Below are 23,311 nucleotides of genomic sequence, written 5' to 3'. Positions count from 1 at the left end.
GAGAAGGAGCCAGCAGCCGATCCTTCGTGAAATTGTCGAGGCCTCGAACGAACGGCGCGCGTATGGCCCGGAGCTATCCTCGCCAGGCGGGGAACGCGCGACAGACACCAAAGCAATGCGTGGGATGTTTCTTCGAGACGTCCACCGTTATCAGGGCGTCCTGCCCGATCTCAAATCAGGCGAACCCCTCTTACGGGCACGGAAAACGACCTACTGGCCCAGGGATAATCGGGCATTTGCACCAGACTGTGGAGAATCGGCCACGCCCCTACGCGGAAAGGTTGCGCTTGCTTCGTCGTTCGTCAAGTCCGCGAGCGGTTTTCAGAGTTCCGCCGCGGCCTCGCTGACTAGGCGCATGAGCCAGGCCACCGGTCCCGCCTCGCTCTCGCCGCCCCGGATCACCGCTCCGAACTGGGCCGGCTCGGGGTGCCGGCTCGGCTCCACCAGGACGACGGCCCCACGGTCCGCCGCGAGGGTCGCCAATCGTCGGGGCAGCAGGGCCGCCATGTCCGTCTGGCTGACCATCACCAGGGCCGAGGAAGCGTCCGGCACGGTGACCGGCCCCTTGAGCCCGCGCATCGACGGCAGGGCGTAGTCGTCGCTCCAGCTGGTGATGCGTCGAAGGCCCAGCTCACGCCGTGATCCCCGTCGTGTCTCCTCGTTCTCCTGACCACCGGAGACGACCAGATAGGGCACGCCGGCCAGGGCCTGCGGCGTGATCTCGCCATCGCCGGCCGCCAGGGCGACGGGGTGGTCGACGCGGATCACCCAGACCCCGGTCTCCGTGAACAGCGGCGTGTGGACGAAGCGCGGCGCCACGTGCTCGAATCCGCCGATCACCATGTCCAGCCGTCCACGATCGAGGTCCTCGACCAGAGGGCCTTCGATCCCGCCGATGCGCAGCTTCACGCCCGGAGCCTGCGCCTGCACCCGCCGCACGACGCCGGGCAGGAGGACCGAGCAGAGATAGGCGCTGGCGCTGACATGAAAGGTTCGCTGGTCGGCGGCTGGATCGAAACGCGAGGCCGTGACGGCGGTCTCCAGCAGCTTCAGGGACGCCCGAACCGGTCCGCCCATCTCGACGGCGCGCGGGGTCGCCTGCAGACCTGACGGCCCCCGCACGAACAGGTCGTCGCCCAGCGACAAGCGCAGGCGGCCCAGGGCGTGGCTGATCGCCGACTGGGTCAGGCCCAGCTTGGAGCCCGCTCGGGTCGCGCTCTCTTCCTCCAGCAGGGCGTCGAACACCCGCAGCAGGTTGAGGTCGAGAGTCTTGAAATGCGCGTCATTCATGATTGCTGTGACGGAATATCATTTTGCTCATGACCTCGGGAGTCCTATCTCGCGGTCAAGGTAGGGCCCTCCCCGGCCCTCCTCATCAAACTGTGTGTGATCCGCGGCCGGCCTGAGCGCTGGCCGCTTGGGCGTGGAGCATTGCGTGAGCGACGCGGAAGGTTATCAGGCGATCGCCGAAGTCGAAGAAGAAGCGGCCCGTAAACGCCAGCAACGAACCCTGGGTCAGAGACTGCGCTGGCCGCTGATGATCGGCGGTCCGCTGATCGTGCTGGCCATCGTCGCGTTCTTCATCCTGACCGGCGGCAAGTTCGAGACGACCGACGACGCCTATGTCCAGGCGGCGCGGGCCGCCATCAGCCCCAGCGTGGCGGGGCGGGTGATCGAGATCGACGTCGGCGAGAACCAGACGGTCAGGAAGGGCCAGGTCCTGTTCCGCCTCGACCCGGCCGACTTCCAGGTCGCCCAGGCCCAGGCCGAGGCCGCCCTGGCCGCCGCCCGCTTCGAGACCCAGGGCTCGCGCGCCGTCTACGACCAGCGCAACGCCGACCTGGCCGCCGCCCAGGAGACCGTGGCCTACACCCAGCGCGAAGCCGCCCGCCAGCAAGCCCTGGCCGCCGCCGGCGTCGCCACCAGGGCCCAGGCCGACGAGGCCGCCCACGCCGCCGAGCAAGCCCGCCGCCAGATCGCTGTCGTGCGCCAGCAGATCGCCTCGGCCCTGGCCGACATCGGCGGTCGCGTCGACGTGGCCGCCGACCGACAGCCCAAGGTGATGCAGGCCCAGGCCGACCTCGACCGCGCCAAACTGGATCTGAGCTATGCGACCGTCGTCGCCCCCGCCGACGGCGTGGTGACCAAGGTCGAGCAGCTGCAGGTGGGCAACCGTGTCGCCGCCTCCCAGACCCTGTTCTGGTTGGTCTCGGGCCAACCCTGGATCGAGGCCAACTTCAAGGAGGACCAGTTGGCCCACATGCGGATCGGCCAGCCGGCGACGATCAAGGTCGACGCCTACGACCGGCCGCTGAAAGCCCATGTGGTCAGCTTCAGCCCCGGCACCGGTTCGAGCTTCGCCCTGCTGCCGCCCGAGAACGCCACCGGCAACTGGGTCAAGGTCGTCCAGCGCCTGCCCGTCCGCCTGGCTCTCGACGAGAGCGCCCCGCATCTGAGCGCCGGCCTCAGCGCCAAGGCCAAGGTCGACGTCCGCTCTGCTAAGGACGCCCCCAAGGATCAGGGCGCGAAATGACCGGCGCCGGCAACGGCAAGGGCGACGCGGCCAACCGGGTCGCGATCACGATCTCGGTCATGCTGGCGACGATCATGAACTCGCTGGACACGACGATCGCCAACGTCGCCCTGCCGCACATCCAGGGCAGCGTCTCGGCCTCGGCCGAGCAGATCACCTGGGTTCTGACGTCTTATATCGTCGCCGCCACCATCATGACGCCCCTGACCGGCTTCCTGGCCGATCGGGTGGGTCGCAAGATGGTGTTCCTGGTGTCGATCGCCGGCTTCACCGCCGCCTCGATGCTGTGCGGGATCGCCGGCAGCCTTGTCGAGATCGTGCTGTTCCGCCTGCTGCAGGGCCTGTTCGGCGCGGCCCTGATCCCGCTGTCCCAGGCGGTGCTGCTCGACATCAACCCGCCCGAGAAGCACGGCTCGGCCATGGCTATCTGGGGCGCCGGGGCGGTGCTGGGTCCGATCCTGGGTCCGGCCCTGGGCGGCTGGCTGACCGACAATCTCGACTGGCGCTGGGTGTTCTTCATCAACCTGCCGATCGGCATCCTGGCCTTCGCCGGGGTGTTCCTGTTCCTGTCGGAGAAGAAGAGCGCCGAAAAGCGCCGGTTCGACGTCCTGGGCTTCGCCAGCCTGGCCCTGGCCATCGGCGGCTTCCAGATGATGCTGGACCGCGGCCCCAGCCAGGACTGGTTCGCCTCGACCGAGATCTGGACCTACCTGATCGTCGGCATCGTCTCGCTGTGGATCTTCGGCGTGCAGCTGGCGACCGCCAAGAAGCCGTTCGTCGACCGCGCCCTGCTGGCCGACACCAACTTCATCACCTGCTGCGTGTTCGGCTTCTTCATCGGCATCCTGCTCTACAGCGTGCTCGCCCTGCTCCCGCCGATGATGCAGAACCTGCTGGGCTATCCGGTGGCCTTCACGGGCCTGGTCAGCATGCCGCGCGGCATCGGCTCGTTCATCGCCATGTTCGCCGTCGGCCAGCTGATCGGACGGATGAGCATCAAGCTCATCCTCCTGATCGGCCTGTCGGTCAGCGCGGTATCGCTGTGGATGATGACCCAGTTCAGCCTGGGCATGGACACCCACCTGATCATCGTCTCGGGTTTCCTGTCGGGCGTCGGCACGGGCCTGATCTTCGTGCCGCTCAGCACCATCGCCTTCGCCACCGTCAGGCCCCAGCACCGGGCCGAGGGCGCGGGCCTGTTCACCCTGATCCGTAACATCGGTTCGGCGGCCGGCATCTCGATCATGCAGGCCCGGTTCGTCAGCGGCATCGAGGTGCACCACGCCAAGCTGGTCGAGCACGCCCGGCCCGACAACCCGCTGTTCCAGGCCTATGCGCCGCTGGTCTTCGCCACGACGGACGCCATGGCCCGGTTCAACGCCGTGATCACCCGCCAGGCCTCGATGCTGTCCTACATCGACGATTTCCAGCTGATGCTGGGCATCACCATCCTGTGCGCCCCCATGATCCTCCTGATGCGAACCCCCAAAAAGAAATCCACGGGGGAAGAGACCGTCCATGTCGCCGAACACTAAGCGCTTCGCCGCCCTCGCCGCCTCCGTCAGCCTGGCCGTCCTGGCCGGCGCCTGCACGACCGTGGGGCCTAACTTCGCCCAGCCGGATGCGCCCAAGACCCCGGGCTATGCCGCCCAAGGCGAGACCGCGCCCGCAGAGGCTCGCCTGGACGCCGCCGCCACGGCCGGTCCGTGGTGGACGGCCCTGGGCTCGCCGGCGCTGGACGCCACGATCCGCCAGGCCCTGGCCGACAGCCCGACCCTGGCCGAGGCCGACGCCACCCTGCGTCAGTCGCAGTCAGCCCTGGCCCAGGCACGTGGCGCGGCCGGCCCGAAGGTCGACGCCACCGCCGGCGTCAACCGCGAGCGCGCCAACTTGCAGGCCTTCGGCTTCACCAGCTTCGGCGACGTCAAGCTGGAGAACCCGACCTTCAACCTCTATTCGGTGGGCGGCGCGGTCGGCTACGACCTCGATCTGTTCGGCGGCAATCGGCGTCGGATCGAGGGCGCGGCGGCTCGGGTCGAGGCCCAGACCCGGCGCAGCGACGCGGCCTATCTGACCCTGACGGCCAATGTCGCCCTGCAGGCCCTGACCATCGCCACGCTCAATGCCCAGATCGAGGCGGTGACCCAGATGATCGTCGCCGACCAGGCCAATATCGACCTGGTCCACAAGGCCAACACCCTGGGCGGTTCGACCGCCACGGCGCGGGTCTCGGCCCAGAGCCAGCTGGAACAGGACCGCGCCCTTCTGCCGCCGCTGCAGGGTCAACTGGCCGCCGCCCGCCACGCCCTGGCCCTGCTGGTCGGCCACGCGCCCGCCGACTGGACCGCGCCGGACTTCACCCTGGCCGACCTGAACCTGGCCGCGCCCGTACCTGTCGCCCTGCCCTCGGCCCTGGTCCGCAAGCGTCCGGACATCCTGGCCGCCGAGGCCGACCTGCACGCCGCCACCGCCGATATCGGGGTGGCGACCGCCGACCTCTATCCGAACGTCAAGCTGACCGCATCCCTGACCCAGGGCTCGCTGAACCCGTCGGACTTCTTCTTCTACGACGCCACCGCCTGGAACGTCGGGGCCGGGCTGACCGCGCCGATCTTCAACGGCGGCGCGCTGAAGGCCCGTCGGCAACAGGCGCGCGAGGCGGCGGTGGCCTCATCGGCCCGCTACCAGCAAACCGTCCTGATCGCCTTTGCCCAAGTAGCCGACGCCCTGTCGGCCCTGGCGGCCGACGACGCGGCCATCGCCSCCTATGGCCGTTCCGAAGCCCAGGCCGGCGAGAGCCTGCGTCTGGCCCGCGTCGCCTACGACAAGGGCGGCGGCACGCTGCTGGAGGTGCTGGACGCCCAGCGCCGGGTCCACGAGATCCAGGTCTCGCGGGTGCGCGCCCAGGGCCAGCGCCTGGCCGACGCGGTTCGGCTGTTCGCGGCGTCCGGCGCCGATTGGCGGAGCGCGACGACCTAACTGACCAAATCCAACATTTGGTCAGGCCAATTGCTTGCGTGGCTGACCGGACCCGTTATGGTGCCGGCCGAACCGACGCCGAGTCCAAGGCGCGTCGACGGATTGGGGATGCTGACCATGCGAACGAAAACGGCCGTCGTCGGCCTCGTGGCCCTGTTGTCGCTGAGCGCGGTCGTTCCCGCTTTCGCCGCCGAGCCGACGGTCCCTTCCGCCCCGGCCGGCGTCTGCAAGGGCGGTGACGGAACCGCCGCGGCCTTCGGCGGTCGCCGCCTTTTCCGCTGGAGTCCCGAGGGCCTGGAATACGCCAAGGCCCACCGCGCCGACCCCGCGATCGCCGCCGCCTACGCCGCCGTGATCAAGCGCGCCGACGCCGCCCTGGCCGGCCCGACCTATACGGTCGTGGACAAGACCCGCACCCCGCCCAGCGGCGACAAGCATGACTACATCTCGATGGGTCCCTACTGGTGGCCCGACCCCAGCAAGCCCAATGGCGAGCCCTATCTGCGCCGCGACGGCGAGTTCAATCCCGAGCGGGCCACCAACGCCTTCGACGTCTCCGACCTGGACGCCATGAGCGGCTCGGTCGAGGCCCTGTCCCTGGCCTACTGGTTCACCGACGACGCCCGCTACGCCACCAAGGCCGCCCAGCTGCTGCGCGTCTGGTTCCTGGATCCGGCCACCCGGATGAACCCCAACACCAAGTACGCCCAAGGCGTGCCGGGCCGCAGCACCGGCCGGGCCGAGGGCGTGCTCGATACTTACCGCCTGCTGAAGGTGATCGAAGGCGTGGGCCTGCTGGCTCCGTCCAAGGCCCTGTCGGACGCCGACCAGAAGGGCCTCGAGCGCTGGTTCGCCGACTACACCATCTGGATGCGCACCGATCCCAATGGCCGCGAGGAACAGGCCGCCGCCAACAACCACGGCATCTGGTTCGACTACCAGCTGGCCGGCTTCTCGCTGTTCGCCCGGCAGGACGCCGCGACCCGTCAGGTGGTCGCCGAGGCCGGCGCTCGACGGATCAAGACCCAGGTCGCGCCGGACGGTTCGCTGCCGCTGGAGCTGAAGCGCACCCGCGCCCTGCACTACAGCTACTTCGCCTTGGAAGCCCTGGTCGGCACGGCGCAGTTCGGGCGCTGCATGGACTTGGACCTGTGGCGCTACCAGACCGCCGACGGCCGCGGCCTGCGCGCGGCCTTCGACTTCCTGGCGCCGTATGTCGGCAAGGAAGCCAGCTTTCCCCATCCGGAACTGAAGCCCGAGGACGCCTCGTCCGAGGCGCTGCCGCTGTTCACCGCCGCCGCCATGGCCTATGGCGACAAGGCTCTGGCCGACAAGGCGTCGGTCCTGGCGGAGCGTTACCCGGCCAACCTCAACCGCCTAGTGGCCGCACCGAAACCCTAGGCCTTTCCAGGGCTGCCCAAAAAAAGCGCCGGAGCTATTGAGGCGCGGGCGCGCTATAGTGGGCGGAGCCCGTGATCGCCCCGCGCCATGCGGGATCGCCGGCCTGAAAGGACTTCATGTCCGACCATCCGGACACGCGTCAGACGACGCGTTGGACCGCCCTGCTCGAACTCATCGGCATCCATAGGATTACGGCGCAGGAAATTCGCGCCGAGACCATGTTCCTGGGAAACCGTCACCAGGGCAGGATCGCCGAGGGCGCCCGCCTGGAGCTCAAGGATCCCGAGCTTTCGCCTCATCGCGCCGCGCTGCTGCACGCGGTGATCCGCGCGGTTGCGGCGACAACTCCTGACGAGGTCGAGGCATGACGGACGAAGACGCCCAGACCCTTCGCCGGGAGAACGACTACCTGAAGCGTCGCAACGCCCAACTCCAGGACGACGTCACAAGCCTCGGCGGCCAGGTTCTGCGCATGCAGCAGGAGTTGGAACGTGTAAGCGGGCGACGGGCGATGGTGTCGCCCGATCCCCTGTCTGGCGGCCAATAGCATGATGCTCTCGCCGAGCCAGTTGGTGGCGTTGAAGAACCTGGCCAGGAAGAAGGCTGGCGATGCGGTCGATTGGATCAACATCGCCGATGCGCGAGCGCTGACCGATCTCGGCCTGGCGGAGCGTACCGGTGGCGGCTGGGTGATCACGCCCGCCGGAGTCGCCGCCCTCGCTGAAAGGGACTAGGATTTTGCTATACAGCGTTGAAATGTCGGCGATACTTGGCTGACGATCATGTGTTGTCAGTCGCCGATGAACCGGTAGCCGATTCCCGGTTCGGTCAGGATCATCTTCGGGGTCGACGGGTCGGCTTCGAGCTTCTGGCGCAGCTGGCCGACGAACACGCGCAGGTATTGGGTGTCGTGGGCGTGAGCCGGGCCCCAGACGGCGGTCAGCAGGTCCTTGTGGGTCAGCACCTTGCCACGCGCCTGGGCCAGGCGGGCCAGGACGTCGTATTCGCGCGGCGAGATCTTCACCACGGCCCCGTCGCGGGTCACCAGATGCTTTTCGAGATCGATCTCGACAGCCCCGGCCAGGATCGGCGCCAAGGGGCCCTGGGCTTGGCCACGCTGGCGCAGCGCCACACGAAGGCGCGCCAGCAACTCGCCGACACCAAAGGGTTTTTCGACATAGTCGTTGGCGCCGAGATCAAGCGCCTGGATCTTCTCGGGCTCGCGGTCGCGGGCCGAGAGGATGACGATCGGACCCTCGTAGAAGGCGCGGGCCTTCTCCAGCACGTCCTTGCCGTCCATGTCCGGCAGGCCCAGGTCCAGCACCACGGCGTCGGGCGACCACAGGGCGATGCCGCGCAGGCCCTCCTGGCCGCTGTCGGCGCGCAGGGGCTCGTAGCCGGCCGCGTCCATGGCCGGACCGAGGAACCGGTGGATCTGCGGCTCGTCGTCGATGATCAGGATGCGCTGGCGGACAGGACTCATAGGACCGTTATAGCAGATGATGCGGAGTCGCGACGGCCTTGGGCAGGCTGATCAGGATCCGCGTGCCCTTGCCGTCGTGAATGGGGCTGGCGGCGGCGATGCGCCCGCCCATGGCGTCGACGAAGCCCTTGGAGATCGACAGGCCAAGCCCCGCGCCCTGGTTGCGGTCGGTGGGCTCCTCCATGCGGCGGAACTTCTCGAACACCTGCTCCAGTTCGGCCGTCGGAATGCCCCTGCCCTCGTCCTCGATGCTGATCACCACATTGGCGCGATCCTCGTAGGCGGCCATCTCGATCCGGGTGTCCGGCGGACTATAGGCGATGGCGTTCTCCAGGATGTTGACCACGGCCTGCTCCAGCAGGCTGGAGTCGGCATGCACCAGGCTGAGCTCGCCGGGGAAGTCGCGCACTAGCGCCCGGTCGCCCAGCCGGCGCGAGACGCGCTCGGCGGCTGCGCCCAATACGTCGCGAACGTCCGTCCAGTCGGTGCGCAGCCGCAGCGCCCCGCCCTCCAGCCGCGTCATGTCCAGCAGGTTGCCGACATAGCGGTTCAGCCGCTCGGCCTCCTCGCGGATGCTGAGCAGCAGGTCGTCGCGCACGGCCGTGGTCATGCCCTTGCCGAAGTCGAGCAAGGTGGTGGAGGCCCCCAGCACGGTCGACAGCGGCGTGCGCAGGTCGTGGCTGATCGAGTTCAGCAGGGCCGAGCGGAAGCGATCGGCGCGGCGCAGGGTCTCGGTCTCGACGGCCTCGCTCGCCAGTTCGGCCCGTTCCAGCGCCACCGCGCCCTGTTCCAGCAGCGCCAGCAGCAGGCGTTCGTCCTCCGACCCGGCGACCATCGCGCCCGCCTCGACGCCGGCCACCCCGGCCCGGGAACGCACCCCTTCCAGCGGCCAGAAGGTCCAACGGGTCTGTGGCAGGGTGCCGGTGCCGAAACCGGCCGCCTCGCCCTTCTCCCAGGCCCAGCGGGCGGCGGCCATGGGCGCGGCGTCCAGTTCGTCGAGGGTCGGCGCTCCGGCCATCGCCTGGAGTTCGCCGTTGGTGGGCAGCAGCACCACGGCCTTGGCCCCCACGGCCGCCGCGGTCTGTTCGGCCAGGGCCTTGGCGGCGGCCTCGCGCCCGGCCGCCGCCGAGAAGGTGCGGCTGGCCGCCAGCAGGGCCGAGACGGCCGAGGCCCGCCGCTGGGCGTCGCGTCCCTGGTCCCGCACCCGCCCGGCCAGACCGCCGGCCGCCAGGGCCACGGCCCAGAAGACCACCAGGGTCAGGAAGTCGGTCGGCGAACCGATCGCGAAGGTCTGGCGTGGTTCGAGGAACAGATAGTTGTAGACGAAGAAGGCCACGGTCGCCGCCGCCAGGGCCGGTCGCAGGCCGCGCAGGACCCCGGCCGCCAGCACGGCGGCCAGGAAGATCATCCCCAGGTCCACCCGGTCGAAGGCGACGTCCAGGCCCCAGGCCACGAGTGTGGCCGCGGCGACGCAGCCGGCGGCCAGCAGGTAGGAGGTCCAGCCGGCCGGCGGCCGACGCCTGGGCGGTTCGATCAGCGGCTCGTGCGTCGCCTCGGTGACCACGTGGATCGCCGCGCCGCGCGCCTCGCGCAGCAGGGCGGCGGCCAGCGACCGGCCCAGCAGTTCACGCCAGCGGCTGTCGGCCGACTTGCCGATGACGATCTGGGTGACGTTGTTGCGGCGGGCATAGGCCATCACCGTGGCGACGATGTCGGCCCCGCTGAGCACCACGGTAGAGCCGCCCAGCTGCTCGGCCAGTTTCAGGGCGTCGCGCAGCCGCGCCGTCGCCGCCGGGGCCGTGACCGGATGGTCGAGGCGGTCGACATGGGTCACCGTCCACGGCGCGTCCATCATCATGTCCGACAGCCGCCTGCCGGCGCGCACCAGGCTGCTGGCCATGGCGTCGCCGCCGACCAGCACCAGGATGCGCTCGCCCGCCGCCCAGGGGCCTTCGACCCCCTTCTCGCGCATGGCGGCGACCAGCTGATCGTCCACGGTCTGGGCCGCGCGGCGCAGGGCCAGTTCGCGCAAAGCCGTGAGGTTCTCGACCTTGAAGAAGTTCTCCGAGGCCAGGCGCGCGGTCTCGGGCACATAGACCTTGCCCTCGGTCAGCCGGTCACGCAGCTCGTCCGGGGTGATGTCGATCAGTTCGATGGCGTCGGCCCGCGACAGGGCGCTGTCGGGCACGGTCTCGCGCTGGCGCACGCCGGTGATGCGCTGGACGACGTCGACCAGGCTCTCCAGGTGCTGGACATTCAGCGTGGTCCAGACGTCGATCCCGGCCGCCAGCAGCTCCTCGACGTCCTGCCAGCGCTTGGGGTGGCGCGAGCCCGGGACGTTGGAGTGGGCGTATTCGTCGACCAGAAGCAGGGCCGGCTTGCGGGCCAGGGCCGTATCGAGGTCGAACTCCATCATCACGTGGTCGCGATGGTCGATCGGCTTGCGCGGCAGCACCTCCATGCCGCGCAGCAGGCTTTCGGTCTCGCGACGGCCGTGGGTCTCGACCAAGCCGATCAGCACGTCCTGGCCGTCGGCCTTGCGACGTCGGGCGGCGCGCAGCATCTCGTAGGTCTTGCCCACGCCCGGCGCCATGCCCAGGAACACCTTCAACCGCCCCCGGCCGGCCTTGCTGGCGACCGCCAACAGCGCCTCGGGATCGGGACGGTTCTTCTCGGAATAGTCAGCGGGCATGACGGCGAGTCTCCGAGGAGGAGGACAGCTTAGGCCAGTCCGGGCGGGGATACGATCTCGGCGACCCGTTTGAAGACGGGTCTCAGGCCTCGAAGCGCATCCCGTCGTACGCCGGCTCGACGCCCGGCGGAAGTTTCGCCGCCAAGGCGTTGAAATCCAGGTCGATATGCAGATTGGTCAGGATGGCGCGGCGCGGCTTGGCGCGGGCGATCCATTCCAGGGCCAGACCGACATGGGCGTGGGTCGGGTGCGGCGTCCAGCGCAGGGCGTCCACCACCCAGACATCGAGATCGCTCAGGGCGTCCCAGCTCTCCTCGGGGAAGCCGATGGCGTCGGGGGTGTAGGCGACCTTGCCGAACCGGTAGCCGACGGCGCGGATCTCGCCGTGGTCGACATCGAAGGTGGTCACCGGGATCGCGCCGCTGGGGCCGTCCACCCGCCAGGGCTGGCCGTGCGGCGGAATCGGATGGGCGTCGCAGATGGCCGGATAGCCGCCGTTGCTCTTGAAGACATAGTCGAAGCGCCGCTCCAGACTGGCCGTCGTATAGGCGTCCATATAGGTCGGCACGCGCCGGCGATGGTTCAGGAAGAACGGCCGCAGGTCGTCGATGCCGTGGGCCTGGTCGGCGTGGTCGTGGGTGAACAGGCAGGCGTCCACGCGCTTGACCTCCGCCCTCACCGCCTGCAGCCGGAAGTCCGGCGCGGTGTCGACGACGACCGTCGTGTCGGTCGCCGGATCGCCGCCTGGTCGGCGCACCAGCATCGAGCAGCGGGTGCGCAGGTTCTTGGGCTCGGCCGGATCGCAATCGCCCCAGTTGCCGTCGGCGCGCGGCACGCCGCCCGACGAGCCGGAGCCCAGGATCGTGAACTCCAGCCGTTCCGTCATTGTCGCGGGATCCGGTCGAACAGGGTGAAGAAGGCGTCCTCGGTGCGGGCTTCGGCGTCGGCCCGGGTCCAGCCCCGGACCTCGGCCAGCTTGTCCAGCACGTGGGGCAGATAGGCCGGCTCGTTGCGGCGGCCGCGCATCGGCACGGGGGCCAGGTACGGGCAGTCGGTCTCGAGGATGATCTTGTCGGCCGGCATGTCGGCGATGATGTCGCGGACCTCCTGCGCCTGCTTGAAGGTGGCGATCCCCGAGACCGAGAACCACGCCCCCAGCGCCGCCATCCGCTTCGCCAGCTCCGGACCGCTGGTGTAGCAGTGCATCAGGATCTTGAACGGCGCCTTGGCGTGCTCTTCCTCGAGGATGTCGCCCATCACCGCGTCGGCCTCGCGGGTGTGGACCACCAGCGGCAGGCCGGTCTGGCGGGCCGCGGCCACGTGGGCGCGGAACACGTCGGCCTGCACCTCGCGCGGGCTGAGATCGTAGTGGAAATCCAGGCCGGTCTCGCCGATGCCGATCACCTTCGGGCGGCCGGCCAGCTCGACCAGGCGTTCGGTCGTCAGCGCGACATGGTCCTTGGCCTCGTGCGGGTGAGCGCCGACCGTGCACCAGATGTCGTCGTTGGCCATGGCGATGGCATGGACGGATTCGAACGACGGAATCTTGTCGCAGATGGTGACCATCAGTTCGATCCCGGCCTCGCGGGCGCGGTCGATCACCGCCTGGCGATCCTCGTCGTATTGATGGGCGTGCAGGTTTACGTGGCTGTCGATGAGCATGCGGTCACATGGCCGCCCGGGCGGCGGCGCGCAAGTCCATGATCGCGGTCCAGAAGACGTCGGCGCGGTCCAGATTCACGGCCTCGGCCTCGCCCGGTGCGCGGACGATCTTCTCCCAGGCCGCCACCCAGCGGTCCAGGCCCGCCGGGGTGCGCTCGCCGGCCATGCCAGTGGCCATGGCGTGGATCTGGTCGCCCAGGCGGTCGAACAGCAGCTCAAACCGCGCGACGCCTTCGGCGCCCCGGAAGGTGTCGGCCATGGCCAGCAATGCGCCTTCATCCAGGTCGGGCAGCTTGCGCAGGATCTCGCCGGCGGCGTCGTCGGCCTCCAGGGCTCCGGCGGCGGCCAATTGCAGCGCCCGGCCCGGCGCGCCCTTGGCCATCCGCGCCAGGCGGTCGGCCTCGTGGGCCGAGACGCCGGCCCGCTGCTCGACCATGGCGGCGGCCAGGGACAGGTTCGGCGCGGTTACGGCCAGACGCCGGCACCGCGAACGGATGGTGGGCAGAAGCCGTCCTGGCGAGTGGCTGATCAGCAGGATCACGCCCCGCGCCGGCGGTTCCTCGAGAGTCTTCAGTACGGCGTTGGCGGCGTTGACGTTCAGGTCGTCGGCCGCGTCGATGATCGCCACGCGGTAGGGCGAAATGGCCGGCGAATTGGCGAAGAAGGCCGGCAACAGGCGGGCCTCGTCGACCGGGATCGACTTGCGGGCCTTGCCGTCGTCCGTCTCGCGCTCGAGCACCATCAGGTCTGGATGCGAGCGGGCGGCGACCTGTCGGCTGACGACATCGGTCGGGGCCGAGCCCAGGACGCCGAAGGCGGGATCGGGCCGCGCGCCCAGCAGGCGGCGGGCCATGCGGTAGGCCAGGGTCGCCTTGCCCACGCCCTCCGGGCCGGTCAGCAGCCAGGCGTGGTGCAGCCGGCCGCGATCCAGGGCGTCGAGAAAGGCCAGCTCGGCGGCCTCGACGCCGTCGATGGCGAACACGTCGCGTGGGTGTGGAGGGGCGTCCATGCCCTAGAGGCCCAGCCGGGTGGACACGGCGGTCCAGACGTCGACCCAGACGGCGTCGATCGCGTCGTCAGCCTCGATCACCACGCAGCGCTCAGGCTCGCGACGGGCGATCTCCAGGAAGGCCTCGCCCAGGCGCTGGTGGAATTCCAGGCCCTTGGACTCGAAGCGCGCCTCGCCGCCCCGGGCCATGGCGCGTTCGAGGCCCGTCTTGGCCGGGATGTCGAAGATCAGGGTCAGGTCCGGAACCGTGCCGCCCAGCACGTGCTCCTCCAGCGCCTTGATCAAGCCGATCGGCGCCTCGCCGCCAGCCCCCTGATAGGCCCGGGTGCTGTCGGCGAAGCGGTCGCACAGCACGATGGCGCCGCGCTCCAGGGCCGGCCGGATCACCCGCTCGATGTGGTCGCGGCGCGAGGCGTACATCAGCAGGGTCTCGGTGACCGGCGACCAGCGGTCGACGTCGCCGTTGAGGATCAGGTCGCGGATCTGTTCGGCGCCGGGACTGCCGCCCGGCTCGCGGGTCAGCACCACGTCGGCGCCGTCCGCCTTCAGGCGTTCGGCCAAGCGGCGGATCTGGGTGGACTTTCCAGCCCCCTCGCCGCCCTCGAAACTGATGAAGGTTCCACGCGTCACCGGCTTCAAATCGGCCGTAACGCCCGTCTTGTCCAGAGCCGATCGCGGCTCAGTCCAGGGCATCGGCTTTTTCCGAAAACCGGGTCCCGCTTTTCGGGCCGATGCCTCTAGGGACGCAGCACGGTGGCGTCGGAAAAGCCCAGGGCGGCGACGCGATCGCGCACGCCGAAGGCTTCGGCCTCGTCGGGCCCGGCCTTGACCACCACGCGGTAGAGCACGCCCTGGCTGCGCTCGACCGACTCGATCGAGGCCTCCCCCGCCCCGCTCAGCTGGGCGACGGCGCGTTCGGCGTTGTCGCGACTGGCGAACGAGCCGGCCTGGACGCGATAGGCGCTGGCCAGCACCGGCGCGGGCTCGGCCGGAACCAGGGGCGCGGACGGTGCGGACGGCAGGTACGGGACGTAGCCCGGATCGGCGGCCTTGGGCGGCGGCGGCGGACCATAGGCGGGCTGGGCCGGCGGCAGGCCAGTCGCATAGACCCGGGCCTTGGGCGGCGGGGCGTAGCTTGGTTGTGGGCGCGGCTCGGACGGCGGCGGCGTCGCGGCGATCATCCGGCGCTGGTCGAACGGAGTCTTGGCGGCGGGGCCGATATAGCGGACGCGGACCCGGGCGACGCCCGCCCGGCCATAGCCCAACTGCTCGGCGGCGGCCTTGGACAGGTCGATGATGCGGCCGTCGACGAACGGACCCCGGTCGTTGACCCGCACCTGCATCTTGCGGCCGTTGTCGAGATTGGTGACCTCGACGATGCTCGGCAGCGGCAGGGTCTTATGGGCCGCCGAGGGCAGGTCCATGTCGAAGATCTCGCCGTTGGCCGTGCGGCGATTGTGGAACTGCTCGCCGTACCACGAGCCGACACCCCGCTCGTCATAGTCGGGATCGGACTTGGGATAATACCAGATCCCCTTGATCTGATACGGCTTCTCGGTGCCGCGCAGGCCGCTGGTCGAGCCCGGCGGGGGCGGACCTGAATAGGGCCTTGCGGTGGAGGTCGTCTGCGGCAGGCGGGTCGGCAGCGGCGTGGCGCAAGCGGCCAGAGCGGCGCAGCCCAAGGCGGCCACGGCCACGCCGCGCAGCAGACGAAACTCGCCTCGCGCCTCGCATCCCATGACCCAGCCGCCCTCCTGAAGGTTGTATACCAGAAGGCAGGGTMGTTCAGGAGGCTTGAGGTCTGGTTAATCAAAGGTGCGACGAAACGGACGGGAAACGACTGGAGCGCGCGGACGACCGCTGATATAGGCCCCTGCTCCGGGCTCCAGGGCCCTGCAAGGAAGTGTGGCCGAGTGGTTTAAGGCACTGGTCTTGAAAACCAGCGACGGTGAAAGCCGTCCGTGGGTTCGAATCCCACCGCTTCCGCCACATGTCCCGAGATCCTTTCCATGTCCGACTCCGTTCGCGCCGCCGTCTATGGCTTTCCGTCTTTCGACATCGTCGACGTGCCCGGCGGCGCCGTTCAGGTCTCGCCGCTGGTGGTCGGTTCGACCGACCTGGCCGACCTGGCCGAGGGTTCGCTGGACGAGATCGTCATCCAGGCCCCGGCCGGCGTCGCCGAGCGGCGCTATGTGCTGGCCCAGGCCCTGCGGGCGCTGAAGGTCGAGGGACGGCTGACCGCACTGGCCCCCAAGGATCGCGGCGGCCTGCGGATGAACAAGGAACTGACGGCGTTCGGCTGCACCGTCGGCGAGAGCGCCAAGCGTCACCAGCGGATCTGCGTGGCCCTCAAGCCCGCCAACCCCGCCGGACTGGACGCCGCCATCGCCGAGGGCGCGCCGCGCCGCCTGGACGACGACGGCCTGTGGACCCAGCCCGGCGTGTTCAGCTGGGACCGTTTGGACCCCGGCTCGGCCCTGCTGCTGAAGTCGTTGCAACCGCTCAGCGGCGTCGGCGTCGACCTGGGCTGCGGCATCGGGATCCTGGCCCACGCCGTCCTGACCTCGCCCAAGGTGACCAAGCTGACCCTGATCGACCTGGACCGCCGGGCGGTCGAGGCGGCCAAGCGCAACGTCAACGACCCGCGCGTCGAGGTCGTGCAGGCCGACGCCCGGCGCGGCGCCGAGCTGGCGACAGGCCTGGACTTCGTGGTCACCAACCCGCCGTTCCACGAGACCGGGAACGAGGACAAGGGTCTGGGTCAGGCCTTCATCACCTCGGCGGCCGCCATGCTGCGCAAGGGCGGCGTGCTGTGGATCGTCGCCAACCGCCACCTGCCCTACGAGGCGGCGCTGAACGAGTCCTTCAAGAATGTCCGCCCGGTCGCCGACGCCGGCGGGTTTAAGGTCTACGAGGCCCGCAAGTGACAAAAGCCTTGATGGCGCGTCTGGACCGCTTGTTGGCCAATCTCGGCTACGGCAGCCGTCGCGACGTCCAGGCCCTGGTCTCGGCCGGCAAGGTCACGCTGGACGGCGTGCCGATCAAGGACGCCGGCCTGAAGATCGCCGTCACCGCCGACCTGCCTCTGCACCTGAAGATCCGCGGCCTTCCCGTCGATCCCCCGGCGCCCCTGGTGCTGATCATGCACAAACCGTTGGGCGTGGTCTGCTCGCACCGCGAGGACGGGGAGCGGATCTATGACCTGCTGCCCAAGCGCTGGCAGATCCGCGACCCGGCCCTGTCGAGCGTCGGGCGGCTGGACAAGGATACGTCGGGCCTGATCCTGATCACCGACGACGGCGACTTCCTGCACCGGGTGATCTCGCCCAAGCGCCACGTGCCCAAGGTCTATCGCGCCGTGCTCGACCGGCCGCTGACCGGGACCGAGGGTACGGCCTTCGCCAGCGGGACGCTGATGCTGGAGGGCGAGGAAAAGCCGCTGCTGCCGGCGGAACTCGACGTGCTGGGCCAGCGCGAGGCGCGGCTGACGATCACCGAGGGCCGCTATCACCAGGTGCGCCGGATGTTCGCGGCCGTCGGCAACCACGTGGTCGGCCTGCATCGCGAGCGGATCGGCGGCATCGCCCTGCCCGACGACCTGGAGCCTGGTCAACATCGGATCCTGACGGCGGCCCAGGCGGAGACGGTGTTCGATGTCTAACGCCAAGCCCGAAGAACGTCTGATGGACGCGAGGGGGCATCGCTGCCCGGTCCCGACCCTGCGTCTGCGCCGGGCCCTGGAGGAGGCGCCGGCCGGCGGTCTGGTGCGCCTGCTGGCCGATGATCCGCTGGCCCGCATCGACGTGCCGCATTTCGCCGCCAGCGCCGGGGCCACGGTGCTGGAGATCGTCGACGCCCCGAACGGCGCGATCAGCTTTCTGGTGGCGAAGGCGCCTTGAGCTGAATGGCCTTGGGGCCCTCGAGCAGGGCCCGGGGCCGCTCGTCCAGCGCGATCTCCATCTCGGTGGCCAGGGCGCCGCCGAAGAACACGGCGTTGACGCTCCACGACAGCCAGATCAGGAAGATGATCACCGCCGAGATCGAGCCGTAGGTCGCGCCCAGATGGGCCACCTGCTCGACATAGAAGGCGCTGGCCCAGGACATGAAAACGCACATCACCGCCGCGGCGAAGCCGCCGGTGGTCGAGGCGCGCCAGCCGACCGGGGCGCGCGACATGGCGTAGCGATAGATCAGGGTCATGCCGAACATCAGGCCCAGGCTGGCCCAGGTCCATTCGCTCTGGATCCACGACACGCCGGCCAGGGGGCGCAGGTTCAGGGTGCTGGCCAGCAGGCGGAAGGTCAGGAACACGCCCGACAGCACGAACAGCAGCACGAAGGCGGCGACCAGCACCACCAGGGCCATGAAGTTGAAGCCGAAGAAGCCGCGCTGGTCCTCCTCGTCGTGGATGAAGGACAGGCCGGCCAGCAGGGCCTTGAAACCGCGATGGGCGGCGTAGAGACCGATGACCAGCACCACGGCGCTCTGCACGGAGATGGCCCTCTCCGGGGCGTGGACCAGGCGCGCCAGCTCGCTCTGGAAGATCGGACGAGCGCCGGACGGCATCAGGAAGGCCAGCTTGTCGGCCTGGAACGCCGCCTGCTCGGGCGTCAGCAACAGGCTGAACAGGCCGATCAGAATCGCCAGGCCCGGGAACACGGCCAGCAGGACGAAGAACGAGACGCCGCCGACGTAAAGCATCACGTCGCGGCCCCACAGGCGTTGCAGGGCCAGGCCCAGGACGCGCAGGATCTCGCTCACCCAATGGATCGGGTCGAGATCGAGATCCCGAAAGCGAAGACGGTCCTGGGGGGATTTCATGCGGCGGAAACTGGCCTCGGCGCCGCTTCGACGCAAGCGCGCCGCCGAAAAAACATGAAGTTGAAGCACAAAGACCCGCCGCTTCAGGGAAAGCGGCGGGCCTCCGCAGGACGAACCTGAACCGATCGCCGCATCGAGGGACGGGTGGCGCGACGGCCGGTTGCAGGATCAGGCTTAAGACCTTGCGGCTGAACCGGACCTGAATGACTCCGTCAGGAGAAGTTGTTCACAGCGCCCCCTGCGCCTTCAGCGCGGTGATCGCCTCTGCCGAGAAACCCCAGTCCGCGAGGGCGGCGTCGTTGTCGGCGCCGATCTTCGGAGGCGGGCCCTGGATCGCGCCGGGCGTGGCCGAGAAGCGCGGGGCCGGAGCCGGTTGCGTGACGCCGGCCACCTCGACGAAGGTCTGGCGGGCGGCGTTGTGGGCGTGGGTCGGAGCCTCGTCCATGGTCAGGACCGGAGCAAAGCAGACGTCGGTGCCGTCCATCAGGGCGCACCAGTCGTCGCGGGTCTTGGTCGCGATCACCGCCGCCAGCTTCTCGCGCAGCTGCGGCCACTCCTCGCGGCTCATCTGGTGCTGGAACTGCGGGTCGGTGATCCCGGTCTTTTCAAGCAGAAGCAGGTAGAACTGCGGTTCGATCGAGCCGATCGAGATCCATTTGCCGTCGGAGCATTGGTAGGTGTCGTAGAAGTGCGCGCCGCCGTCGAGCATGTTGGCGCGGCGATCCTCGCTCCACATCCCGCCGGCCTTGAAGCCGTAGAACATGGCCATCAGCGAGGCCGCGCCGTCGCTCATCGCGCAGTCGATCACCTGGCCCTGGCCCGTGGCCCGGACGTGGATCACCCCGGCCAGCAGGCCGAAGGCCAGATAGAGCGCGCCGCCCCCGAAATCGCCGACCAGGTTCAGCGGCGGCACCGGCTTGTCCCGTGTGCCGATCGCCGCTAGGGCGCCGGTGATGGCGATGTAGTTCATGTCGTGGCCGGCGGCCTTGGCGTAGGGGCCGGTCTGGCCCCAGCCGGTCATGCGGCCGTAGACCAGCTTTGGATTGCGGGCCAGGGCGACATCGGGCCCCAACCCGAGGCGCTCCATCACGCCCGGCCGGAAGCCCTCGATGATCCCGTCGGCGCCTTCCATCAGCTTCAGGCAGGTCTCGACCGCGGCCGGCGACTTCAGGTCCAGCGCCACCGAGCGGCGCCCACGGGCCGTGACGTCGGCGGGCGAGCTGCGCCCCGAACCCTTGCGGTCGATGCGCACGACGTCGGCCCCGAGGTCCGACAGCAGCATGCCGCAGAACGGTCCCGGGCCGATCCCGGCGAATTCCAGCACCTTCAGGCCGGACAAAGGTCCTTGGGGTCCCTGGGCCATATGTTCCTCCCGGCCGACTCTCGCGGCGCTTCGTTTCTCTCGCACTAGAACGACCCTGCCCTTCGGTCAGGCAAGAGCGTTTGTCTGTGCACAGCCCTGCGGCGATGCGCACCTATGAGGGCCGCAAGCCTCTGCTATGTTGCAGCGTCGAATCTCGAGGGCGCCGCGTCGTCGAGCGATACCGGTATCCGGGGCGGAGGCTTGAGTTGGCGGTGAACGCCCGAATCCTGATCGTGGCGCGCGACGATTCCCGCGCGGGGCCGCTGTCCGAAGGGCTCGACAAGCTCGGCTGGCGCACCATCACCGCGCGTGGCCCCTACGCCGCCCTCGCCGCCCTGGGCGACCTGAACATCGAGGCCGTGATCGTCGACCTGGAAAGCGCCGGTCCCGACGCCCATTCCCTGTCGCGTCGCCTGAAGGCGGCGGTGGCTCCGCGCCGCCTGCCCGTCATCGCCATCGGCGAGCCCGGGACGGAAGCGCATCACCAGGCCTTCGACCTGACCCTGTCGCCGCCCCTGCATCCCAGCCAGGCCGTACTGCGCCTGGAGTCCCTGGTCCGCACCGCCATCGCCGAGGAGGAGTTCGAGCTTCGCCTGGCGACGTTCGGCGATCGCGGCCGGCGGCTGGACCTGCCCGAGCCCCAGGCCGAGCCGTTCCGCATCCTGGCGATCGGCGAGCCGGCCCCACAGTTCCTGGCCCTGTCCAACGCCCTGACCCGCAGCGGAGCCGACGTGGTCGGCGCCTTCACCGCCTATACGGCCTTCGACTATCTGCATGAGCGGGCCTTCGACGCCGTGGTGCTTTGGGCCGGCGACAACCAGCAGGAAGCCCTGTCGATCGCGGCGGGCATGCGCCGCAACACCCGCCTCTTCCACATCCCGGCCCTGCTGTACCTGAAGGCCGAGAGCTATGTGACCATGTCGGAGGCTTTCCATCGCGGGGTGTCCGACGTCGCCTCGCCGGAAACGGCCGAGATCGAGACCGCCAAGCGGGTCATCGAGCTGGCCCGCAACTACCGTCGCGGCGAGTCCATCCGCGGCGCGCTGGAGAAGGCCCGCAGCTCGGGCCTGATGGACGCCGCCACGGGCCTCTTCACCCGCGACCTGTTCGCCGCCCACCTGGTCCGCCTGGCCGGCGCGGCGCGTGAACGCGCCCGGCCGTTGTCGATCTGCGTGCTGCGGGTCGCCGACAAGCCCGACACCGTCTGGGCCCGCAAGAACGGCTGGCTGGACCGCGCCATTCCGCAGATCGGCTCGATGGTCGGGCGGCTGGTGCGGGTCGAGGACACAGCCGCCCGCCTGGCGCCGGAGGTCTTCGCCCTGGCCCTGCCCGCCACCAACCAGGCCGCCGGCCGCGCCGCCGCCGAGCGGATCGCCGCGGTGATCGGCTGCACGGCCTTCGACGCCGGCGACGACCGCCCGCCGTTCGTCTGCGAGTTCGACATCGGCGTGGCCCAGATCGAGGCCGGCGAAAGCGCCGTCCACGCCCTGGAACGCGCCGCCGCCCAGGCCTTGCAGCGCCACAGCGCCTAGGGCGGACTTGTCGGAACGGCTGGACCGTCCTACCTCGGACGCTCTAGCCAGGAGACCGCCATGGGCCAGCCGCTGCTTATCGACCTCGTCGCGGACGTCGTCTGCCCCTGGTGTTATCTGGGCTGGCGGCGGGTGAAGTCGGCCGTGGCCCTGCGTCCGGACGTCGAGCCGCTGATCGTCTGGCGGCCCTACCAACTGGACCCGGCCCTTCCCGAGCAAGGCGTTGATCGCAAAGCCTATATGGCCGGCAAGTTCAAGGACGCCCTGAAGCTTAAGGCGGTGCACGCCGCCCTGGTCGAGGCCGGGGCCGAGGAAGGCATCGTCTTCGATTTCGACGCCATCGAACTGTCGCCCAACACCAACGCCGCCCACCGCCTGATCCGCTGGGCGCACGGCGCGGGCAAGCAGGACGCCGTGGTCGAGGGGCTGTTCGCGGCCTATTTCACGCAAGGTCGCGACATCGGCGATCCCGTGGTCCTCGCCGACATCGGCGAGGCGGCGGGCATGGATCCCGTGGTGATCCTGCGCCTGCTGTCGGAGGGCGCCGACAAGGAGACGGTTGCCCGTGAGCACGCCATGGCCGTGCAGGGCGGGATCACCGGCGTGCCGTTCGCGATCTTCGGCGGCAAGCTGGCGGTCGTGGGGGCTGAAAGCCCGGAGAATATCGCCCAGGCCATCGACAAGGCCCTTGAACAAGCGGCCTAGCTTGGCAATCTGCCGTGGAGAGACCGCGTTTGTCGCGGTGGGTAGTCGGGGCGTCCCATGAACCAATCCAGCATCCAGACGGCGATCACCATCGCGGTCGTCGCCGTGGTGTTCGCGCTGCGCTTTCGCGGCATGACCCGCGAGCGTCCGCTGAAGCTGGAACTGCTGTGGATCATGCCGACGCTGCTGGTCGCGGCCATGGTCGCCGCCCTGCTGCAGTTCCCGCCCCATGGCCTGGACTGGCTCTGGCTGGCGGCGATCCTGGCGGTCGGCTCGGCGATCGGCTGGTGGCGCGGCAAGCTGATGCCGATCACCATCGACCCCGAGACCCACCTGCTGAACACCAAGCCGTCGCCGGCGGCGATCCTGTTCCTGCTGGGCCTGTTCGTCGTCCGCTTCGCCCTGCGCGCGCTGATCGAGAGCGAAGCCTCGGTCTGGCACATCAACGCGGCGCTGGTCACGGACGGCTTCATCGTGCTGGGCGTCAGCCTGCTGGCGGTGTCGCGCGTGGAGATGGCCTTGCGGGCCTGGGGGTTGTTGCGCTGGGCCCGGGCGGCGAAGGCGGCTTAGCCGGAGATCGGCGGCTCACCCACTTGCCCCCTACGGACCGCTTCGCGGTCGTCTTCCCCCATAGGGGGAAGAGGAGCGTGAGCGCGGCGTCCTCCGCCCCCTATGGGGGCGGACAGACCGCGAAGCGGTCAGGTGGGGGCAAGTGGGTGTGATCCCACGCAGGACCCGCTGAGCGTGATGGAGAGGGTGCGAAGCGCCCGGGCCTCGCCCGGATGATTTGCAGTTGCGAGTACCGTTTCGACGAAGACGAGCGCTTCGCGCGGCCGTTATCCGGAAGCCTTCGGATCGCGGATTTTTAACCCGCTCCGATGGAGGCCCCCGACGGGCAGGACGTTGGCGCGTCCTGGACCGCACAGGCGATTTCAGCCCATGCCTGCCGCGTCAGCCGATCCCTCGCCGCCTGGGTTTCGTCCTGTGTTGCAAGGAACCTGCCCAGGACCGTCGCGAAGGCTGTCACTAAAGACCACCGACGAACGCTTCCCGCTCGACCACCCCCGAAAGCCGCATCGGTCGCCGTACGTGCGCCCTCCCCCTGCTTTCAGGTGGGAACAGGATACGGGC

Annotated in this window: 23 protein-coding genes and 1 tRNA gene; 14 read left to right on the top strand and 10 right to left on the bottom strand. The window is 69.4% G+C overall.

What is annotated here, in order from left to right:
- Positions 1–321: 321 nt before the first annotated feature.
- On the bottom strand, positions 322–1,290 hold the full coding sequence (locus tag AC1DMQ_RS18190) for a LysR family transcriptional regulator (protein ID WP_477034962.1): 969 nt from the start codon (positions 1,288–1,290) through the stop codon (positions 322–324).
- 145 nt (positions 1,291–1,435) lie between these two features.
- Between AC1DMQ_RS18190 and AC1DMQ_RS18185 the strand changes: the two genes are divergently transcribed.
- The 7 genes from AC1DMQ_RS18185 (at position 1,436) to AC1DMQ_RS18155 (ending at position 7,647) form a co-directional block, all read left to right on the top strand.
- Complete coding sequence (locus tag AC1DMQ_RS18185) at positions 1,436–2,533, top strand: HlyD family secretion protein (protein WP_477034961.1); 1,098 nt, start codon at positions 1,436–1,438, stop codon at positions 2,531–2,533.
- Positions 2,530–4,068 (top strand): DHA2 family efflux MFS transporter permease subunit, encoded by a 1,539-nt coding sequence (locus AC1DMQ_RS18180; protein ID WP_477034960.1) that lies wholly within the window; start codon positions 2,530–2,532, stop codon positions 4,066–4,068. The genes AC1DMQ_RS18185 and AC1DMQ_RS18180 overlap by 4 nt, the downstream gene beginning before the upstream one ends.
- Positions 4,052–5,512, top strand: a complete 1,461-nt coding sequence (locus tag AC1DMQ_RS18175; protein WP_477034959.1) for an efflux transporter outer membrane subunit — start codon at positions 4,052–4,054, stop codon at positions 5,510–5,512. The genes AC1DMQ_RS18180 and AC1DMQ_RS18175 overlap by 17 nt, the downstream gene beginning before the upstream one ends.
- Before the next feature lie 117 nt (positions 5,513–5,629).
- Positions 5,630–6,913: an alginate lyase family protein gene (locus tag AC1DMQ_RS18170; protein ID WP_477034958.1), complete on the top strand. Its 1,284-nt coding sequence runs from the start codon at positions 5,630–5,632 to the stop codon at positions 6,911–6,913.
- A 116-nt stretch (positions 6,914–7,029) separates the two neighbouring features.
- On the top strand, positions 7,030–7,281 hold the full coding sequence (locus tag AC1DMQ_RS18165; RefSeq protein ID WP_477034957.1) for a hypothetical protein: 252 nt from the start codon (positions 7,030–7,032) through the stop codon (positions 7,279–7,281).
- Entirely contained in the window at positions 7,278–7,460 is a 183-nt protein-coding gene (locus AC1DMQ_RS18160; protein ID WP_477034956.1) for a coiled-coil domain-containing protein, read from the top strand. Before AC1DMQ_RS18165 ends, AC1DMQ_RS18160 begins: the two co-directional genes overlap by 4 nt.
- Position 7,461: 1 nt before the next feature.
- Positions 7,462–7,647 carry a hypothetical protein gene (locus tag AC1DMQ_RS18155; protein WP_477034955.1) on the top strand — a complete coding sequence of 62 codons (186 nt, stop codon included), beginning with the start codon at positions 7,462–7,464 and terminating at the stop codon, positions 7,645–7,647.
- A gap of 56 nt (positions 7,648–7,703) precedes the next feature.
- Here AC1DMQ_RS18155 and AC1DMQ_RS18150 read toward each other — a convergent pair whose 3' ends face one another.
- The 7 genes from AC1DMQ_RS18150 to AC1DMQ_RS18120 form a co-directional block, all read right to left on the bottom strand.
- Positions 7,704–8,396 carry a response regulator gene (locus tag AC1DMQ_RS18150; RefSeq protein ID WP_477034954.1) on the bottom strand — a complete coding sequence of 231 codons (693 nt, stop codon included), beginning with the start codon at positions 8,394–8,396 and terminating at the stop codon, positions 7,704–7,706.
- A 7-nt stretch (positions 8,397–8,403) separates the two neighbouring features.
- On the bottom strand, positions 8,404–11,088 hold the full coding sequence (locus tag AC1DMQ_RS18145; protein ID WP_477034953.1) for a DUF4118 domain-containing protein: 2,685 nt from the start codon (positions 11,086–11,088) through the stop codon (positions 8,404–8,406).
- An 82-nt stretch (positions 11,089–11,170) separates the two neighbouring features.
- Entirely contained in the window at positions 11,171–11,974 is an 804-nt protein-coding gene (locus AC1DMQ_RS18140) for an MBL fold metallo-hydrolase (protein ID WP_477034952.1), read from the bottom strand.
- Entirely contained in the window at positions 11,971–12,750 is a 780-nt protein-coding gene (locus AC1DMQ_RS18135; protein WP_477034951.1) for a TatD family hydrolase, read from the bottom strand. The genes AC1DMQ_RS18140 and AC1DMQ_RS18135 overlap by 4 nt, the downstream gene beginning before the upstream one ends.
- 4 nt (positions 12,751–12,754) lie before the next feature.
- The gene (locus AC1DMQ_RS18130) at positions 12,755–13,759 is read right to left on the bottom strand and encodes a DNA polymerase III subunit delta' (protein ID WP_477034950.1); all 1,005 of its coding nucleotides are present in this window, start codon (positions 13,757–13,759) and stop codon (positions 12,755–12,757) included.
- A gap of 3 nt (positions 13,760–13,762) precedes the next feature.
- Positions 13,763–14,389: a dTMP kinase gene (gene tmk / locus AC1DMQ_RS18125; protein ID WP_477034994.1), complete on the bottom strand. Its 627-nt coding sequence runs from the start codon at positions 14,387–14,389 to the stop codon at positions 13,763–13,765.
- Between the two features lie 107 nt (positions 14,390–14,496).
- Entirely contained in the window at positions 14,497–15,498 is a 1,002-nt protein-coding gene (locus AC1DMQ_RS18120) for a septal ring lytic transglycosylase RlpA family protein (protein ID WP_477034949.1), read from the bottom strand.
- 160 nt (positions 15,499–15,658) lie between these two features.
- On the opposite strand from AC1DMQ_RS18120, the gene AC1DMQ_RS18115 reads away from it, so the two are divergent.
- From AC1DMQ_RS18115 to AC1DMQ_RS18100, 4 genes are all read left to right on the top strand, one after another.
- Positions 15,659–15,748: transfer RNA gene (locus AC1DMQ_RS18115), tRNA-Ser, on the top strand.
- A 20-nt stretch (positions 15,749–15,768) separates the two neighbouring features.
- Positions 15,769–16,686 (top strand): class I SAM-dependent methyltransferase, encoded by a 918-nt coding sequence (locus AC1DMQ_RS18110; protein WP_477034948.1) that lies wholly within the window; start codon positions 15,769–15,771, stop codon positions 16,684–16,686.
- Complete coding sequence (locus AC1DMQ_RS18105) at positions 16,683–17,420, top strand: pseudouridine synthase (protein ID WP_477034947.1); 738 nt, start codon at positions 16,683–16,685, stop codon at positions 17,418–17,420. Before AC1DMQ_RS18110 ends, AC1DMQ_RS18105 begins: the two co-directional genes overlap by 4 nt.
- Positions 17,413–17,658 (top strand): sulfurtransferase TusA family protein, encoded by a 246-nt coding sequence (locus tag AC1DMQ_RS18100; RefSeq protein ID WP_477034946.1) that lies wholly within the window; start codon positions 17,413–17,415, stop codon positions 17,656–17,658. The genes AC1DMQ_RS18105 and AC1DMQ_RS18100 overlap by 8 nt, the downstream gene beginning before the upstream one ends.
- Here the strand turns inward: AC1DMQ_RS18100 and AC1DMQ_RS18095 are convergent.
- Positions 17,630–18,580, bottom strand: coding sequence for a YihY/virulence factor BrkB family protein (locus tag AC1DMQ_RS18095; protein WP_477034945.1), 951 nt, complete (start codon positions 18,578–18,580; stop codon positions 17,630–17,632). The two genes, AC1DMQ_RS18100 and AC1DMQ_RS18095, sit on opposite strands and share 29 nt — an antisense overlap.
- Positions 18,581–18,806: 226 nt before the next feature.
- Positions 18,807–19,943, bottom strand: coding sequence for a CaiB/BaiF CoA transferase family protein (locus tag AC1DMQ_RS18090; RefSeq protein WP_477034944.1), 1,137 nt, complete (start codon positions 19,941–19,943; stop codon positions 18,807–18,809).
- A 206-nt stretch (positions 19,944–20,149) separates the two neighbouring features.
- On the opposite strand from AC1DMQ_RS18090, the gene AC1DMQ_RS18085 reads away from it, so the two are divergent.
- The 3 genes from AC1DMQ_RS18085 to AC1DMQ_RS18075 are packed head-to-tail and all read left to right on the top strand — an operon-like array spanning position 20,150 to position 22,750.
- Positions 20,150–21,475, top strand: a complete 1,326-nt coding sequence (locus tag AC1DMQ_RS18085) for a diguanylate cyclase domain-containing protein (RefSeq protein ID WP_477034943.1) — start codon at positions 20,150–20,152, stop codon at positions 21,473–21,475.
- A gap of 60 nt (positions 21,476–21,535) precedes the next feature.
- Positions 21,536–22,180 carry a DsbA family oxidoreductase gene (locus tag AC1DMQ_RS18080; RefSeq protein ID WP_477034942.1) on the top strand — a complete coding sequence of 215 codons (645 nt, stop codon included), beginning with the start codon at positions 21,536–21,538 and terminating at the stop codon, positions 22,178–22,180.
- 57 nt (positions 22,181–22,237) lie between these two features.
- Positions 22,238–22,750 carry a CcdC protein domain-containing protein gene (locus AC1DMQ_RS18075; protein ID WP_477034941.1) on the top strand — a complete coding sequence of 171 codons (513 nt, stop codon included), beginning with the start codon at positions 22,238–22,240 and terminating at the stop codon, positions 22,748–22,750.
- Positions 22,751–23,311: the final 561 nt, after the last annotated feature.

The organism is Caulobacter sp. 05L422 (assembly GCF_056397765.1).
The sequence above is the reverse complement of the archived record's forward strand: the minus strand, read 5'-3'. Positions and strand labels throughout refer to the sequence as shown.